This is a genomic window from Candidatus Poriferisodalis sp., assembly GCF_965208895.1.
Lineage (GTDB): Bacteria > Actinomycetota > Acidimicrobiia > Acidimicrobiales > Poriferisodalaceae > Poriferisodalis.
In genome coordinates this window covers 3,803,991-3,820,478 of record NZ_OZ242363.1, presented here as the reverse complement: position 1 = coordinate 3,820,478, position 16,488 = coordinate 3,803,991, and the positions used below count along the sequence as shown (strand labels likewise).

The 16,488-nt window shown below is 67.4% G+C and carries 13 protein-coding genes; 4 read left to right on the top strand and 9 right to left on the bottom strand.

Translation table 11 applies throughout. The features are described from left to right. The first annotated feature begins 338 nt into the window (after nt 1-338). A complete protein-coding gene (locus ACOGJB_RS17160; RefSeq protein ID WP_419838300.1) occupies nt 339-833 on the top strand; it encodes a prepilin peptidase in 495 nt (164 codons plus the stop codon). Here the strand turns inward: ACOGJB_RS17160 and ACOGJB_RS17155 are convergent. The 6 genes from ACOGJB_RS17155 to ACOGJB_RS17130 are packed head-to-tail and all read right to left on the bottom strand — an operon-like array spanning nt 830 to nt 9,680. After that, a complete protein-coding gene (locus ACOGJB_RS17155; protein WP_419838299.1) occupies nt 830-1,597 on the bottom strand; it encodes an ABC transporter ATP-binding protein in 768 nt (255 codons plus the stop codon). The genes ACOGJB_RS17160 and ACOGJB_RS17155 overlap by 4 nt on opposite strands. A gap of 46 nt (nt 1,598-1,643) precedes the next feature. Continuing rightward, complete coding sequence (locus ACOGJB_RS17150; RefSeq protein WP_419838298.1) at nt 1,644-2,519, bottom strand: ABC transporter permease; 876 nt, start codon at nt 2,517-2,519, stop codon at nt 1,644-1,646. Continuing rightward, complete coding sequence (locus ACOGJB_RS17145) at nt 2,516-3,367, bottom strand: ABC transporter permease (protein ID WP_419838297.1); 852 nt, start codon at nt 3,365-3,367, stop codon at nt 2,516-2,518. The genes ACOGJB_RS17150 and ACOGJB_RS17145 overlap by 4 nt, the downstream gene beginning before the upstream one ends. Continuing rightward, the gene (locus ACOGJB_RS17140) at nt 3,367-4,446 is read right to left on the bottom strand and encodes a hypothetical protein (protein ID WP_419838296.1); all 1,080 of its coding nucleotides are present in this window, start codon (nt 4,444-4,446) and stop codon (nt 3,367-3,369) included. Before ACOGJB_RS17140 ends, ACOGJB_RS17145 begins: the two co-directional genes overlap by 1 nt. A gap of 48 nt (nt 4,447-4,494) precedes the next feature. Then, the gene (locus ACOGJB_RS17135; protein ID WP_419838295.1) at nt 4,495-6,174 is read right to left on the bottom strand and encodes a hypothetical protein; all 1,680 of its coding nucleotides are present in this window, start codon (nt 6,172-6,174) and stop codon (nt 4,495-4,497) included. Nucleotides 6,175-6,185: 11 nt separating this feature from the next. After that, entirely contained in the window at nt 6,186-9,680 is a 3,495-nt protein-coding gene (locus ACOGJB_RS17130; protein WP_419838294.1) for a hypothetical protein, read from the bottom strand. Nucleotides 9,681-9,952: 272 nt separating this feature from the next. Here ACOGJB_RS17130 and ACOGJB_RS17125 point away from each other — a divergent pair, with 272 nt between their 5' ends. Continuing rightward, the gene (locus ACOGJB_RS17125; RefSeq protein WP_419838293.1) at nt 9,953-11,662 is read left to right on the top strand and encodes an amidohydrolase; all 1,710 of its coding nucleotides are present in this window, start codon (nt 9,953-9,955) and stop codon (nt 11,660-11,662) included. A gap of 56 nt (nt 11,663-11,718) precedes the next feature. Next, nucleotides 11,719-12,714: a CobW family GTP-binding protein gene (locus ACOGJB_RS17120; protein ID WP_419838292.1), complete on the top strand. Its 996-nt coding sequence runs from the start codon at nt 11,719-11,721 to the stop codon at nt 12,712-12,714. Between the two features lie 9 nt (nt 12,715-12,723). Here ACOGJB_RS17120 and ACOGJB_RS17115 read toward each other — a convergent pair whose 3' ends face one another. From ACOGJB_RS17115 to ACOGJB_RS17105, 3 genes are all read right to left on the bottom strand, one after another. Continuing rightward, nucleotides 12,724-12,861 carry a hypothetical protein gene (locus tag ACOGJB_RS17115; protein WP_419838291.1) on the bottom strand — a complete coding sequence of 46 codons (138 nt, stop codon included), beginning with the start codon at nt 12,859-12,861 and terminating at the stop codon, nt 12,724-12,726. Between the two features lie 225 nt (nt 12,862-13,086). Then, nucleotides 13,087-14,028 (bottom strand): hydroxyacid dehydrogenase, encoded by a 942-nt coding sequence (locus tag ACOGJB_RS17110; protein WP_419838290.1) that lies wholly within the window; start codon nt 14,026-14,028, stop codon nt 13,087-13,089. 94 nt (nt 14,029-14,122) lie between these two features. Next, nucleotides 14,123-15,319 (bottom strand): pyridoxal phosphate-dependent aminotransferase, encoded by a 1,197-nt coding sequence (locus tag ACOGJB_RS17105; RefSeq protein ID WP_419838289.1) that lies wholly within the window; start codon nt 15,317-15,319, stop codon nt 14,123-14,125. A gap of 355 nt (nt 15,320-15,674) precedes the next feature. On the opposite strand from ACOGJB_RS17105, the gene ACOGJB_RS17100 reads away from it, so the two are divergent. Beyond that, nucleotides 15,675-16,439, top strand: coding sequence for an SAF domain-containing protein (locus ACOGJB_RS17100; RefSeq protein WP_419838288.1), 765 nt, complete (start codon nt 15,675-15,677; stop codon nt 16,437-16,439). Nucleotides 16,440-16,488 lie beyond the last annotated feature (49 nt).

The window sequence follows — 16,488 nt, the reverse complement described above, 5'->3', positions numbered from 1 at the left end:
GGGGCGGCGCGACGACTTGGACCTAACTCGCTGCGCAGCGGTGCGAATCCTCGCGAATCGCGCTGCAAGACTTGCGATCCAGAGCTGCGACACCCTCCCTCCTTCCTACTGGCACCAGATGTTGCGGTTCCTGGCGAGCAGCGAAGGCTACGACTCCTCTAGGCATCGAGCGTAGTAGATGCATACACCGATGCGTGTCGCCGCCGCTCAGCAGCGCCCGAGGGGCCCTCAGGAGCGGGCCGCGAGACCGGCACCGGCGCGGAACCCGGGGGCAGGGGTTCGCCGGCGCAGGTCGCTCGCCGCGGTCGGGCATCGCGCACCGCCGCTATGGTGAACTCGTGGGTGCTGCCGCGGCGCTGGTGGCGGCGGCTGGTGCCGTGTTCGCGGTGAATGCGACCCGGCTGGCAGTCATCGACCTGCGCAGCCGCCTGCTGCCCACCCGCATCATCTGGCGCACCGCCGTCGCCGTGTGGGTGCTGTACTCCGCAGCGTCGTTGTTCGAGTCGGACGGGAGCGGCCTCATCTGGTCAGCCGTCGGCGCCGCGGCATGCGGGGTGCCCCTTGCCGCGCTGAGCCTGATCCATCCGGCGTCGATGGGTCTCGGCGACGCGCGGCTCGCCGGTCTGTGCGGCCTTGTGTGCGGATGGTGGGGCCTCAGCGTGGCCATCACCGGCCTCACGCTCGGCTTCTGCGCAGCGCTCCCGGAGGCGACCTACGTGCTGGTCCGACACGGCGCCACGGCGAGTCGCCCGCTCGGTCCGTATCTGGCTGCGGGTGCCTTGGCGGCCACTGGCTGGGCGATGCTCGTCTACGGAGCAGTGCCCCTTCGCTAGGCGCGTTGGTCTCCGAAGCGGACCGCGGCCTCCATCGTGTCGAACCGGCGCAACACCTCAGCTTCGATGGCGCGAACCGCCGAATCGTCGGCCCGGCGCGGTCGCGGCAGATCGACCGGAATGTCGTCGAACACCACGCCACCGGGTCGCAGCATCAAGATGCGGTCGGCGAGCTCGACGGCCTCTCCGACATCGTGGGTGACAAACAGCGCCGTCTTGCGGGTGTGCAACCAGATGCGCTGCAGGTAGTCGCGCAGCGAGCGGCCCGTCAACGCGTCCATGTGGCTGAACGGCTCGTCCATGAGCAGCACATCGGGATTCACCAGGAAAGCCCTGGCGATGCCGACGCGCTGCTGCATGCCCGCCGACAGCTGCGCTGGGTACAGATTGGCCACCTCGGCGAGCCCGACCATCGACAGGTAGAACTCCGCTTCGCGTTTGGAGCGGTCGGACTTGCGGTTCTGCACGTACAGCATGTTGTCGAGCACGGTCTTCCAGGGCAGCAGGCGAGGTTCCTGGAAGACGTACCCCACCTGCGCAGGGACGCCGTCGTGCACGACGCGCACGCTGCCGGCGGTGGGCTCGTCGACGCCGGCAACGATGTTCAGCAGGGTCGTCTTGCCGCTGCCCGAGGAGCCCAGCACGGCCACGAAGACGTTGCCGGTCACGAGCATGGACACCCCGCCCAGCGCCTGCACCTGGTTCGGGAACGCCGACGTCGGCGGATACACCTTGGTGAGATTCTCGATCATGATGGTGGCCACAGGGTCCCCTCCTCAATACGGGTTCGCGGCGACGGCAAGGGGCGCCTCAAATGTTGAGGTCCTCGCCGAATGTAAGGGTGGGCTGGTGCTGCCAGCGCCGCGCGCGCCGTTCCCAGCCCTGCAGCACCAGCGCGTCCAGCAACGTGATGATCACGACGAACAACAGAACCCAGGCGACGAAGCCTGGGTAGCGCAGCGCGTCGTACCAGAATCGCGCCCGCCAGCCGACACCGCTCGTTGCGCCGAACCATTCGACGATGAGCAGGCTGTTCCAGCTCGTGATGAACGCAAGGCGAGTTCCCGCGATCGCGCTCGGCAACGCGCCGCCGAGCAGCAGGTGCACTAGCCGACGCATCCGCGGCACCCGAAATGATCGGGTCATCTCCGTGAGGCCCGGATCGATTGCGGCGATGCCCGATCTCAGGTTGAATGCCGTGAACGGCGCCGCTGCCAGCACCACCGCCACGATCGGCGCGCTCGAGCCGAAGCCGAACCACAGCGATGCTGCGAACGCCCAGATCACCGAGGGCAGCACCAACAGCACGAGCACGGTGTCGCCCATGAGCGCCCGGCAGCGTGGCGACGCCCCGATGAGCACGCCGAGCATGGCGCCCAGCGGCAAGCCAATGGCCAGTCCGACCATGTAGCGCAGCAGGCTGATCCACAGCGGCGACCAGAACTCCCCGGTTGTCATGCCGCCATGTGAGCCTCCGGTCACCTCGGTGACCATGAAGGCCAACACCTCATCGAGGCCGGGAACCCGCGAGTTGGTGACGGTGAAGTACTGCCAGACGGCCAAGACGAACACCAGCGAAATGCCATTCACGAACCACGGCCGGTGCGTCCATCGCTTCGGCGGTCGAGCACGCGGCGCATCGGCCGCAGGAGCGGGATGACCTGGAAGCTGATTGACGAGGGTCATGGTCTCTGCTCCGCGCTCATCGATGCATGGGCGCCGCCAAATGCACGCCGCTCCAGCTGCCTGAACACCAGGTTCTCAAAGGCGAACATGATGGCGATGAACACGACGGTCCATGCCAGCATTCCACGAATGTCGTAGCTCTCAAAGCTCCGCCGGATCTGGAAGCCCACGCCGTCTGAGGCAGCGAACACCTCGGTCAGCAGCGCAATCCGCCATGCCAGCGCGAAAGCCTGACGCGACGCGCCGATGACCGCCAGCATCGACGACGGCACCAAGACCCCCGTGACAATCTGGGAACGGGTGCGCCCGAACGACTCGCTCATCACTATGAGGCGTCGGTCGACGCCGGTGAGGCCGCGTGCCACCGATGTCATCACATACGGCGTCGCGACGAGTGTGGCCGTGAGCATCGGCCCGAGGCCTGAGGCGCCGAACAAGATCAGCGCCAGCACGGCCACCGCGACGGTGGGAATGCTGAGGATGATGCGGGTGAGCGCTCCCAGCACCTCGCGCCACCAGTTGCTGTACGCGATGACCACGCCGAAGACAACGCTCAGCACCAGCGCGAGCAGGCAGCCGCCCACGACCCGGAGAATGCTGGCCCACAGTGTCGAGCCGAAACCTCCCCCCGACATCACCTCCCAAGCCTCCGCCGCGACGGCGTCGGGCGGCGGAAGCCGCTGTGCGCCGAGCACGAACTGCGAAACCGCGTACCACACGCCCAAGAAGACGGCCCAGCCGAGCACGACGCCGAGCCGCAGACCCCAGCGCCGCAGAACCGAGCGCCGGATCTCCCTTGCGCCCAGCTCCTCGACTGCATCGGGCGTCACTGCGGCATCAACAGACATCACTGCCCTCCCAGAGTGCTCGACGACGGCTGAATGACCACAGCAGGCACGGGCGCATCCGCTTCGATGAAGCCCCGCTCGGCCAAGCGCTCGACGGCGTCGGCATAGGCGTCGGCGTCGGCGTCGGCGAGATACACCGAATCGACGATCCAGTCGTGCGTCTCCACGTGCTCGGTGAGCCACTCGATCGCCGCGTCCGACTGGACCGAGAGCAGTTCGGGGTACAGCGCGATGATCTCGCCGGCATGCGCGTGCCAGTGCCGAATTGCCTGCTCCCACAGATCCAGGAATGCACGAGCGGTTGCCGCGTTCTCCGCGTGCCAAGCGCCATCGGCCACAAAGACCTCTCCCAGCGGCAGCCGGTCGCCGTCGCCGATCATCGACGCGTAGAGCTCGCCGGCGGGGGCGCCTTCGTACAGCGGGCGCAGCATGCCAGCGCTCAGATACTCCGCATTGCGATCCGGCAGGCAGATGCATGCGTCGGCATCTCCCCGCTTGACGACATCGCCGAGGTCGAGCGCCGCGGTGAGCAGCTCGAAGTCCTGGCTGTCATCGCTGAATTCGAGGCCATCATGTTTGTCATCGACGATAAGCGCCCACAGCAGCGTCGTGCCGAACTCGCTGTCGGCAGCGACGGTGCCTTCCATCACGCCCGCGAGATTCTCGGCCTGCGACGTGCGCCAGACCGCAGCGACCGATCGGTCAGCGGCGTACTTGCCGATGATCACCGGCTGATGCTCGAGCCCGCGGGTGAGCGCCGGGATGCTGAGCGCGTCCACCAAGATCACATCCGCATGGCCGCTGACCAGCGCCGTGAACGGCCTGAACGGATGGCTGATCTCGATGCGGGCGCCGTGCCGCGCCTCCCACTGCTCGAGGCTGCCCGAATCGATGATCCACTGCCACAGCGGCTCGCTGGGCATGGCGAGCCGGATGACGGCTGACTCCTGCGCACCTGACGCTGCCGGTGCCTGGTCGCCGCTGGCCGGATCGGCACCGCCCCCGCCGCATGCGACGGCGATCAACACCAGTGCCGCCGACAATCCGAACGCCTTCGCCCTCATCTGGTGGACCGTCATCCTCCGCACCCTGGCGGCATAGTGGTTCCGTTGATTGGTCATGGCCGCCTACCCCGCGGATTCCAGTGCTTCGGCCACCGGGGCGAGCCAGTCGGTCAACGCCCGCATGCATCCCCAGTCGTCGAGCACGCAGGAAGGATCAGCCTCCAAGACGCGGAAGCGATCCGAGCCGGACGAGTCCTCGTCCCCGTAGGTGATCCGTCCCCCATATGCCGTCACGTAGTCGGTCTCGCGCATCGAGGCAGCGAACGCCTCCCCGGTGAGAGCCTCTGGGGAGCGACTGACTGCGCTGAAGGCCACATCGAGCAGGTCGCATGTCGCTGTGATGACGCTCCAAGCGTCAGTGTGGTGGCGGTGTGAGAACGGCGCCACCGCGACCGAGTCCGAGCCGTCTCGACCCGCCGGCAGGAGCACGGTTCGGCGGCCGTCGGAGACTGGCATCACACCCGCGGCACTGTTGCGCAGCAGGATGCAGGCCCGGTCCAGGCTGGGCACCTCGTCGCCTGCTGCCCGCCGGGCGCTGATCAGCACGAAGCGTCTCGCCTGATTCTCCGGTGCGCCGATCAACGTGAGCGTGGCCCCCTGCACGTCACTCGCGATCCACCAAGGATTCCAGCCCACCGTCTCTGCGGCAAGCATAAGGCGACGCATTTCGATCCAGCTCGCCGTCGACACCACGACCTCCACCCCCGCGTCCAAGTAATCGGCTGCGGCGTCCAGGTAGAAGTCTTCGATGCGGTCGAGCAAATCGGCCTGATCGGGAGCGAGCGCAGCGCGGGCCTCGAGGGCTGCTGCTTGTTCCGCGGCGCTCAAGTCGGCGCGCAGCAGGGCAACCTGCTGCTCAGGCCGCAGCGTGGACAGATCGCTGAACACTGCCGGTACATGACCCACCGAGCCCACGTCCATGCCATACCGGTCGATCAGGCTCAGCAAGCCGCCCGGCGCCATGAGGGCGCGCATCACTGCGATCTGGTCGTCTGCGCCCGAACCTGCGCCGCGCAGGAAACCCAGTTGGGCGTCGGGAGACAAGTGATCGGCACGCAATGCCACCTCGATGCTGTTCTCGAGCAGGTATGCGTGCGTGCCGTCGTCGAGAAACAGGCGTCCTTCGGCAGAGGCGAGCAGTTCGGAGGGGGCCGACGCGTACAGACCGAGCGTCACGATGCCCTGGTCGAGCGTCATGCAGTTGATGGCCTCGATGTTCCCGAGAAAGTTGATCACGAAGAGCGGTGCCAGGACTGCCACGTCTTCACAGATCTGTTCCATGGATCTGGTCGCGTCGGCGGGATTCCACAGATAGCCACGCGCGGTGACGCAGCGACCCGAAATGCCGCCGAGGGTGTTGATCGCTTCGACATACGCGTCGATCAGCAATACCGGCTCCTCGATGACGAGTTCCTCCAAGCCGATCTCGTCGAGCCGTGAGAGGTCGGGGCCGATATAGGCAATGGAGATTTGATCGTCTTGTGAGCACTCACGATTCCCGCCGACGGCAGCGAGATTCCCGTTCGCGGCTCTGATGCCGTCGAGCGGCCGCGCCAAGGCGGCATCGTCGACGGGGTCCAGCGCTGCTGCGGCACCCTCGCCCACCAGCGGATCCTCCGCCTGGGTCGAGCCGCCGCAGGCGCTGGCGACGAGCACCGCGGCGCAGAGCAGGCGTCCGCTGCGGATGCGCCTGCGGCCCTGCACTGGGCCCGCGCGCCGCGCCCTGCCGGGTCGCAGACGCACAAGGGAGCAGCTCATTGCATCGTGCTGGGATCGTATCCGGCCGGAGGCAAGTAGGACGTCGCAACGGCCGGATCGTCAAGCGGCAGCGCCTGCGCCGCGGCCATCGTGATGGAGATCGGATGCACGACGGCGGTAGCCGTGGCGTCGACGTGAATGCTCCACGGCCAGCGGGTACCAGCGGCGGACGTCGCCGCCACCACTGCCATGCCGGAATCGCGTGCCATCGCCGTTTGCGATATCCGCTGAATCTGCAGATCGTGCCCGGGCCCGACGACAACGACATCAGCGATGCCGCCGACGTTGCGGCGATCTGATGCCATTGCGAGCACTCCCTGAAACTCGGGCGAGTCATGGGCAACCAGTCGCACCCGCTCCCACTGGGAAGCGCCTGCCGTTTGATCCAAGCCCACGGCCGTGATCCGCATCTCCTGTGCCATCGGCGAAGAATCCAACGCTGTCGTGATCGCACCCAGCAGGCTGATCGCGGGAGCAGCCGGGCCCGAGACCGCCAAACAGCCGATCTGCTCCAGGTTGAGCAGCAGCGGGCCTTCGAGCGTGTTGCCGACAGGCACCAGTGCGGGGCACAGCGAAGGTCCAAGGCCCACGGCCCCCAGATCATGCGCGGTCGTGCCGTGGGGCAACTCGAGCACGTAGCCGTCGGATGCCGAACGCCAGCCTGGCGGTGCTTGCGCGGGCGAGGCGAGCAGCACCTCAAAGCCGTATGTGCCGACTCGCACCGCGAGCACGGCCGGCGGCATCCTGCCCTGGCCCAGCGTCACCGCCCTGAGATGACGCATGGCGGTCTCGATCAGATGCAAATCTTCGCTGCCCGCCGTTTGGCGCAGCGCCTGTTCGATGTGATCTGCCCCCGAGGCCACTCGCTGGCCCTGACGCCGGCGGCGACCGAGCGACCACAGCACCATGGCATCGCCAATCGCGGTGCCGGCCAAGCTGCGCCCGATCAGCCCTGTCCTGGGTATTTGGCTCTGTGCAGCAGGTGGCGTGCCCATCACCGATGGCATGAAATGGGGCATCTGCGGCGCAGACTCCGGTTCCGCCGCAGGTGTGGGCGGTGCCGTCGGGTATCCCAAGGCGCTCTCCGGCGGCGCAGATTGATCAGGCGCCTGCGCTTGGGAACTGGCGTACCAGTCCTCATAGCTCGGCGGGGCTTGGATGCCCGCTGAAGGGCGCGGTGGCGGCGGCGGGGCAACGACCTGCGGAGGCGACTCGGGCGGTGGAGGGGGCGGCGGTGGTGGTGGGGCAGCGACCTGCGGAGGCGCCACGGGCGCCAACGGCGGGGGGAACGGCGCCACGGGCGCGGGCGGCAGCGCAGCGGCATCCTGCGGCTGCACGTCTGGCGGCGACACCGGCGGCGCGTCAGGGGACAACGGCAGCACCACATCCGCCTGTGAGGGCATCGGCGGCGGCAGCGGCGACGGGATCTCCCCGTCGTCGCGCTCGTGCGCTGGCTCTGCAGCGTCGTCGTGCGCGTCGCCGGGGGTCGCGGCCGCATCAAGCTCGGCGATGGCAATCGATTCGTCCTCGACGGCCGCCCAATCGGTGTCTGCATCGGCGATCTCGCCGACCGCCACCTCAATCGCCTCGTCGTAGTCAACATCTTGCGGGGCGTCTTCGACGAATACCTCAACGGCGTCAGCCGCGGCACCGTCAACCGACTCCTCCACGGCATCGCCGACAGACACTTCGAGTGCGTCAGCCGACGCCTCACTCTCGGCGTCGGCTGCAGGCTCATCTTCGGGCACGGCCCGGACGGCGAACACACCGCTCGCGCGCGGCGGATCGTCCTCAGCCTCCTCAGCAACCACTCGAGGCTCGTCGGCTGCGCTTGTGTCATCGACGTCGGTTTCATCGAGGTCGATGACACGTTCGTCCACGATTACGTCAAATTCGGTCTCGATGCTGTCGGCCTCGACTCCGACGACATCGTCGAGCACCGCCACGGCATCGACATCGCCACCATCCGCCACCCCGACACCGACAACCTCGCCATCGTCAGCGTCCTCGGCATCGTCGGCAACGCCACCGACCTCAAGCACCGCCACGTCGTCAACATCGCTATCAGCCGCCGCCTCGACGCCGGCAACGTCGGCATCCTCGGCAACGCCACCCACCACATCGCCAAACGCATCATCGGCACCGACACCGACAACCTCGCCATCGTCAGCGTCCTCGGTGTCCTCGGCATCGTCGGCGCCCTCGGTATCGACAACATCGCCAAACACGTCATCGGCGTCAAGCACCGCCACGTCATCGACATCGCCACCATCCACCGTTTCGGCGCCGACAACGTCACCATCGTCAGCGTCCTCGGCCTCAGCGACTGGCCGAGACTCGACGCTTACGACTTCGGCATCGGCAATGTCGTCATCGAGTGAGTCAACAGCGGTCCGAGGCTCACCATCCACAACCTCGCCGTCCACAACGGCACTGTCGTGACCCTCAGACGGCTCATCCGACGGCGAATCGGACTCCTCGCCCGGTGGCAGATCGAATTCGCTGGGCAGGTCGGCGCGCGCCTCGATGCCGGGCAGGTCGGTGCCGATCTGCGGAGGGCCGGCTTCGTCTGGCGCAGCGCCCGCAGCGAGCCCTCTCCAGAACGGCACCACCTCTTCGGGAGTCGGCTCGCGTCCCCAAGCCGTAAACAGGAACGTCTCGGCCAGCGTCCAGAGGTAGACCGGATCGGGTCGACCCCACACCAGCGGCTCACCCGGCAGAGCTATGGCCGTTCCCTCGGCGAGGAGCGTGTCGGCACCTGCTGCGCCAACGCCAGGCTGTGCGGCGTTGATCGAGCGCAGCTCGCCCCAGCGCTCCGGGGCGTTGAGAAATTGGGCGGCAACGCTGCGCAGCGTGTCGTGAGCGCGCGTCAGGTAGTACCCGCGTATGGGAACAATCGACGGCGGCTCCGACGATGCTGTCCTCGATCCGGCGGCGACTGCTTCTGCCGCCGGGGCCGCTTCAAGATCCGTTGCCGTCGCCGTCGCCTGGTAGGCCGCAGCGCCCTCAGGCTCGGCGGCAACACCCTGGCCATCTGCGTCTCCCACGACCTCCTCATCATCCGGCTCATCGGCGCCGAGCCCCATCGGCGGCTCATCGGCGCCGGCCGGCGGGTCGACGTGCAACGACGGCGGAAGCCAAGCCGCATCGTCGTCGGTTGCTGCGTCGTCGGTTGCTGCAACGGCGTCTGCAACTTCGTCCGGCGCGGGTATGGACAGATCCTCCGATTCAGCGAGGGGCAGCTGCCCAGCCGACTCGGGCGCGTGCAGATCCCATTCGGCCGACGCTGCCGCCGCCGATTCGATTCGCGGAATCTCGGCCGCCTGCGGGGCGAACGAGATCAGCGGGGGATCGGCTGACTCCGAAGGGGGCGACGCGATGCCCGGTTGCGGATCGGCGAATGATTCTGTGAACAGCGGACCCGCCTGGCGGTACCACGGCTCATCGGACACATCCGAGCCGGACAGGCTCGCATCGCTCGGAACATCCAAGGCGCGGTCGCCCCTCGCCCGTCGCCGGCGGCGCGGCTTGTCGGCTCCGTCAGCGGATGTCCGCTTCCGGCCAAACAACCTCGACCAGAACCCTCGCTTTGCCATCAGAACATGAACTGTATATCCCCTCTGCCCAGCGTGATGCCCTCGACCGCTTCCTCAGGCTCGCGACAGGGCATGATGCGAGTGTCTCCGTACCGCAGAGCGCGGGCGCGAGAATCACGAGCACACGCCATGCGCCACCGTGACAGCAGTCGAAACTGAGGCCAGCAATGACCAGCAACGTCCCCATCGAGATGCCCAACACGGAGCCGTTCGTCATCTACCCGGCGCGACGGGTCATCACCGTCAACCCGGCGTTCCCCTTCGCCGAAGCGGTGGCCGTGGCCGGCGATCGCGTCTTGGGGGTCGGCAGCGCCGACGAGCTGGCGTCATGGGGCACCCACCGAGTCGATGATCGCTTCGCGGACCACGTGCTGATGCCCGGGTTCGTCGAGGCCCATTGCCATGTGATGTCCGGAGGCCTGTGGAACTCCACCTACGTCGGCTATTTCGACCGTCGCGATCCACAAGGACGTCTGTGGCCGGGCTGCACGTCGATCGACGACGTGCTCGAGCGGCTCGGCAAAGCTGCCGCGGAGCTGTCCGACCAGTCCCAGACGCTGCTGGCGTGGGGCCTCGACCCGATCTACTTCCCTGGCGAGCGGCTGGTGGCACGCCATCTCGACACCGTGACCGGCGACAGGCCAGCACTCATCTTGCATGCCAGCGGGCACCTGGCCACGATCAACTCGGCGCTCATGGAGCGATGCGGCATCGACGAGACGGCGACCAGCCCCGGCGTCGCCAGAGGAGGCGACGGGCTTCCCAACGGCGAGCTGCACGAGCCCGCCGGCATGATGCTGGCCGGCGAGGCGTTCGTCGACATGATGAACGCCAACCGCACCGAGCAGGCCCGCTGGCGCTATGCCAATGAAGCTCGCAACGCCGGGCACACACTGCTGACCGACTTGGGCACCACGCAGCTGTGGGACCCCGACCAACTCGCCAATTGGAAGAAAGTCACCAGCGATCCCGAGTACCCGGCTCGCATCATGGTGGCGCTGTCCAACTTCTTCGGAGCGCCCACCGACACCGACGAGCTGGCGGCGCTGGGAGCACGACTGAAGAACGAGCAGACCCCGAAACTGCGCTTCGGCATCGTCAAGCTGATCCTGGACGGCTCCATCCAGGGCTTCACGGCCCGGATCAGCTGGCCGCACTACTACAAGCCGCCGCCGGGACACGTCGGCAACGGCCTGTGGCTGACGGCGCCCGACCAGATGGCCGATCTGCTGGAGCCGTACCACCGGGCGGGCCTGACGGTGCACTGTCATTGCAACGGCGACGAGGCGTCGGAAGTGTTCATCGACGCGGTCGAGCAGGTGCTCGAGCGCTGCCCCCGATGGGATCACCGCCACACCGTGCAGCACTGCCAGCTCACCACGCCCGACCAGTACCGCCGCATGGCGGCGCTGGGCATGTGCGCCAACATCTTCTCGAACCACATCTACTACTGGGGCGATCAGCACCGGGACGCAACCGTGGGACCAGAGCGAGCGGCGCGCATGGACGCCTGCGGCACCGCCTTGGCGAGCGGCGTCAGCTTCTCGATCCATTCCGACTCGCCCATCACGCCGCTGGGTCACCTGCACACGGCGTGGTGCGCGGTGAACCGGGTGACGGCGTCGGGCCAGGTGCTCGGCCCTCACGAGCGCATCGGGGTGCCCGACGCCTTGCGTGCCATCACGATCGAAGCAGCCCGACAGATCAAGCTCGACGCCGAGATCGGCAGCATCGAAGCCGGCAAGCTGGCTGACTTCGCGGTGCTCGAAGACGACCCTCTGACCGTCGACCCGATGGCGCTGCGTGACATCGGGGTGTGGGGCACCGTGCTCGGCGGGGTGCCCCAACCGGCCCAGATCGGCGAGACCGAGACATAGCCCCCGACACCCAAACCGAGTACTGCGGCGTGCACAAGAGCACAACTGAGACGAGCATGGTGAGCGAGCAACGCATCCCGGTGACCGTGATCGGCGGCTATCTCGGCGCCGGCAAGACGACGCTGGCGAACCACGTGCTGCGGCATTCGGGCGAGCGCGTGGCGGTGATCGTCAACGACTTCGGCGAGATCTCGATCGATGAAGATCTCATCGTCGCGGCCGACGGCGACAAGCTGACGCTCGCCAACGGCTGCATCTGCTGCACGCTCGCCGATGGATTCGCCGCTGCGCTGATGCAGGTTCGCTCGGCGGGCACTGCGCCGGCGAGGCTGCTCATCGAGGCCAGCGGCGTCGCGGATCCCGCGCAGGTCGCCGCCTACGGCCACACGCCCGGGTTGCAACTCGATGCAGTCGTGGTGCTGGCGGACGCAGAGCAGGTGCGGCGCCAAGCCAACGACCGCTGGGTTGGCGACACCGTGCGCCGCCAGCTCGCTGCCGCCGACGTGCTCGTGGTCAACAAGGTGGACCTGCTCGAGGGTGCTGCTGAGGCCGATGACTTGTGCGAGTGGCTGGCGGGGCTCTCGGCCGACGCCGCCGTTGTCCGCACGAGTCGAGCGGCAGTGCCCATCGATGTGCTGCTCGGCCCCAGAGCGGCGGGTGACGCATCCAGCACAGGTGAACGACCGGCGCCCGGCCCGGCAGCTGCCCCCGCATCACCCACGGCGGAGGATCTGTTCGAATCACAGACGGTCGTCCTCAACGCACCCGTTCCCAGGACCGTCATCGAGGCGTTGCTCGCCGATCTGCCCGACGGTGTCGTCCGGCTCAAGGGTCTGGTGCAAGTAGCGCCGCCCGCCGACGCAGGGGACGCGAGCGACTCCGAGACCGTCGACGTGTCCGCCTACCTGATCGAAGCGGTCGGAAGGCGCACTTCGATGACCCCCCGCGCAACGAACGCGAGCCAGCCGTCGCCCCGATGGGCCGTCAGCCTCATCGCCCGAAAGGGCGCCCTGCCACCTGACTGGCTGCGCGCACAGCTGCAGCCAGACTGACAGTCGAGATCACACCTCCCAGAGGTATGACAGGGGAATCGCTGCGATGCGGTCCGTCACGGGCAGCGGTGTTGAGCCGGTGTAGAGAACGAGGCCGATCTCGAACCTGTCCCCGATGTGACGATGAACTTCCACTTGCGCAGTCACCGTCGAAGCGCCTCCCTGCCTTGGGGCCGGCTCGATGACTCAATCCGGCGAGTGCACCGGCTTCCGCCGCTGCGCTCTCTTCTCCCACGACTCTGTTAGGTGTTTTACCTTATGGCTAGTGGTTGTTTTGCCAACCTGCAGCGTTGGGATTCAAGGGCCTGAGCCTGCCCGCCGAGCCGGTCTTCGGACCGCCGGACGCTGACGCTGACGCTGACGCTCAGTGCGCTAGGCGTTGACGGCGTCGGGCACGGGATCGCCGGCCAGCGCAAGGTTGACCTGCTCGGCAATGTGGGTGCCTGCTCGATCTTGCGCTTCGGCCGTGCTGGCGCCCAGGTGCGGCGTGGCCACCACGTCGGTTCGGCCAAACAAGGGTGACTCAGTCATCGGTTCGGTTTCGTAGACATCAAGCGCGATGCCGCCCAGACGACCTGCGTCGAGTGCGGCTGCTGCCGCCGCCTCGTCGAGAATGCCGCCGCGGGCCGTGTTAATGATCAACGCGTGCGGGCGGCACTTGGCCAGGCCTTCGGCACCCAGCAGGCCGGCCGTTTCAGGCGTTTGCGGCATGTGCAGCGTGATGATGTCGGAGCGTTCCAGCAGCTCATCGAACGAGACCATGTCGACACCCGCTGCTCGGGCGGACTCGGCACTGACGTAGGGATCGAAGGCAATGAGCGCGACATCAAACGGGGCGATTCGTTGCGCCACCAAGCGGCCGACTCGACCGAGGCCAAGAATTCCCACTGTCTTGCGGTAGATCTCCATGCCGCCCCAACGGCCGCGCTCCCATCGGCCCTCCGAGAGCGCCTGGTGCGCTTGGGGCACGCGACGCGCCAGCGCCAGCATCAGCGCCACGGTCATTTCCGCCGCGGACACCACGTTGCTCGACGGGGCGTTGCAGACAAGCACACCACGCTCGGTGGCGGCGGCCACATCGACGTTGTCGAGCCCTACGCCGGCACGGCCGACGACGACGAGCGAATCACCCGCATCGAGGAGCTCAGCATCGACCTGCGTCGCCGAACGGATGACCAGCGCCTGCGCCCCGGCGACGGCGTCGCGCAGCTCGTCATTGCTCAGCCCCGTACGGACGTCGACGTCGTGACCGGCTGCGCGCAGCAGGTCCAAACCGGCGTCCGCGAGCGTCTCGGAAACGAGGACTCGCGCCACGCCGTTCAGTTCTTTCCAGTCGGATGCTCGACGGCCATCTGTTCCATTGACGCGTCGATCACCGCCACGGCAACGAATTGTTCGGCACAGATCCTCACGCCGAGACCAAGTTCGCGATGCGGCTGATGCCCTCGGCCAGATCGTCGATTCCGAGCGCGAAGGAGAACCGTGCGTAGCCCGGCGCGCCGAACGCCTCGCCGGGCACGAACGCCACCTTGGCCTGCTCGAGAACCGCCGCCGCCAACTCGAGCGTCGTGGTGACTTCCGTGTCGCCGTAGCGGCGCCCCAGCAGCCCTTCCATCTTCGGGAATGCGTAGAAGGCGCCTTCGGGCTCGGGACACTCCACGCCTTCGATGGCGTTGAGCATCTCGGCGATGCGCTGTCGGCGCACATCGAACGCATCTCGCATCATGGCGACGGCGGAAAGGTCGCCGCGCACCGCTGCAAGCGCCGCTGCTTGGGCCACGTTGCAGACGTTGGACGTGGCGTGGCTCTGCAGATTGGTCGCCGCTGCGATCACGTCGGGCGGCCCGGCCATCCAGCCGACTCGCCAGCCCGTCATGGCGTAGGTCTTGGCCACGCCGTTCAGCACGACACAGCGGTCGGCGATCTCGGGCACGAGCACCGGGAGCGAGTGGTGCTGCGCATCGCCGTACACGAGGTGCTCGTAGATCTCGTCGGCAATCACCCACACACCGTGCTCAACCGCCCACTCACCGATAGCGACGATCTCCGAACGCGGGTACACCGCACCGGTCGGGTTCGAGGGCGACACGAACAGCACCGCCTTGGTGCGCTCAGTCCGCGCAGCTTCGAGCTGTTCGACGCTCACCCGAAATCCCGACTCGATGCCGGCGAACACGTCCACAGGCACACCGCCGAACACCCTGATCGCCTCGGGATACGTCGTCCAGTACGGCGCCGGCACCAGGACCTCGTCGCCGGGATCAAGCAGCGCGGCCATGGTGTTGTAGACGGCCTGCTTGCCGCCGTTGGTGACGAGGAACTGGCTCGCGTCCAACTCGAGGCCGCTGTCGCGGCTGGTCTTGGCCGCCAGGGCGGCTTTGAGCGCCGGCTGCCCCCCAGCCGGGGAATAGCGGTGATTCGCGGGATCGCTGCACGCCGCTATCGCCGCTTCCACGATGTGCTCGGGGGTCGGGAAGTCTGGCTCGCCGGCCCCGAATCCGATCACGTTCTCACCTGAAGCCCGCAGTGCCTTGGCCTTGGCGTCCACGGCCAGCGTCGCGGACGGAGCGATGCCCGCCAGCGCTGCAGATACGCGATTGCTCATTGGGAGTCTCCCGAGTACTGGGCGCGCTGCGGCGCCTGCGACCTGTGGCCGCCAGTCTCGCCGCGGCAGCGACCATTCCAACCGCTGCGGTGAGCGGGCTCTGCTCGTCGTCGGCACGATGACCGGTGTTGAACAGCGATGTCGTGGTGCACCGCACTCGAATCCGTGCCGCGCCCCGTGCAGTGCACAGCACTCGAATCTGTGCCGCGCCCCGTTCTGAAGCTGCGCCGCCGATGTCGTCCCCATGGCTGTCGTCGTGTGCATCGACCACGCGATGCTGGCGGCGAACAGCAGTCCAAGACCCGTTCGAGACGCTTCAAGGAGTGGTTCGAATTGCGGTTACAGTGGACGGACCGTGTCGGATCTCAGCGACGGACCATCAAGGGAGGCGTCAGGGCAGCCGCGGCCCGTCATCGTGCCCGGCGGCGCGAAGAAGCGCAACGGCAGGCTGCTTCTCGCAGGCTGCGTGCTCGTGGCCGGCGCTGCGTTCGGCTTCTGGTACGTGCTCCAAAGCGTCGACCAGCGCCAGCCGTACGTGGTTGCCGCACGCGACATCGCGCGCTGGGATCAGGTCAGCTCCGCCGATTTCCGGCTCGTCGAAGCGAACGTCGGCGAAGGCGCCGCGACCACCGCCGGTCAGATGGGCGCCATCTACGGCCAGTGGGCGACGGGTCCCATTCCCGCCGGCACCTTCATCATGCCGGGCATGTTCCGCCCGCCGCCGCTGTCGAGCGAAGCCGAGGCCAGCAGCGTCGTCATCCAAGTCAGCCTGCCTGCTGAGGACGTCAGCTACGGCACCCTCCAGACCGGCGACACCATCGCCCTGATCGGCCGCGAGAGGCTGCAGGGCGCGGCGTCAGCGTTTGGTGCCGAACCCGATTTCGACGCGCCGGAGCCGGAGCTCTCGCTCATCGGAGTGCTCCGGCTCGACAACGTGGTGGGGGGCAACCTCATCTACGTCGTCGAGCCGGCACGGGCGCTGCAGATCCAGCGCTTGGTCGACCGGTATCTGATCTCCTCAGACCGTCAGATCTGGCGACTGGGGCTCGACCTCACGGCCGACGACATCCAACGAGCGCTGAGCAGCGGCACCGACGTTGCCGATGACGGGAACGGCTAACGTATGCGAGTGAACGAGGCTCGCGCATGTTGACCGTCTGGCGAACTCA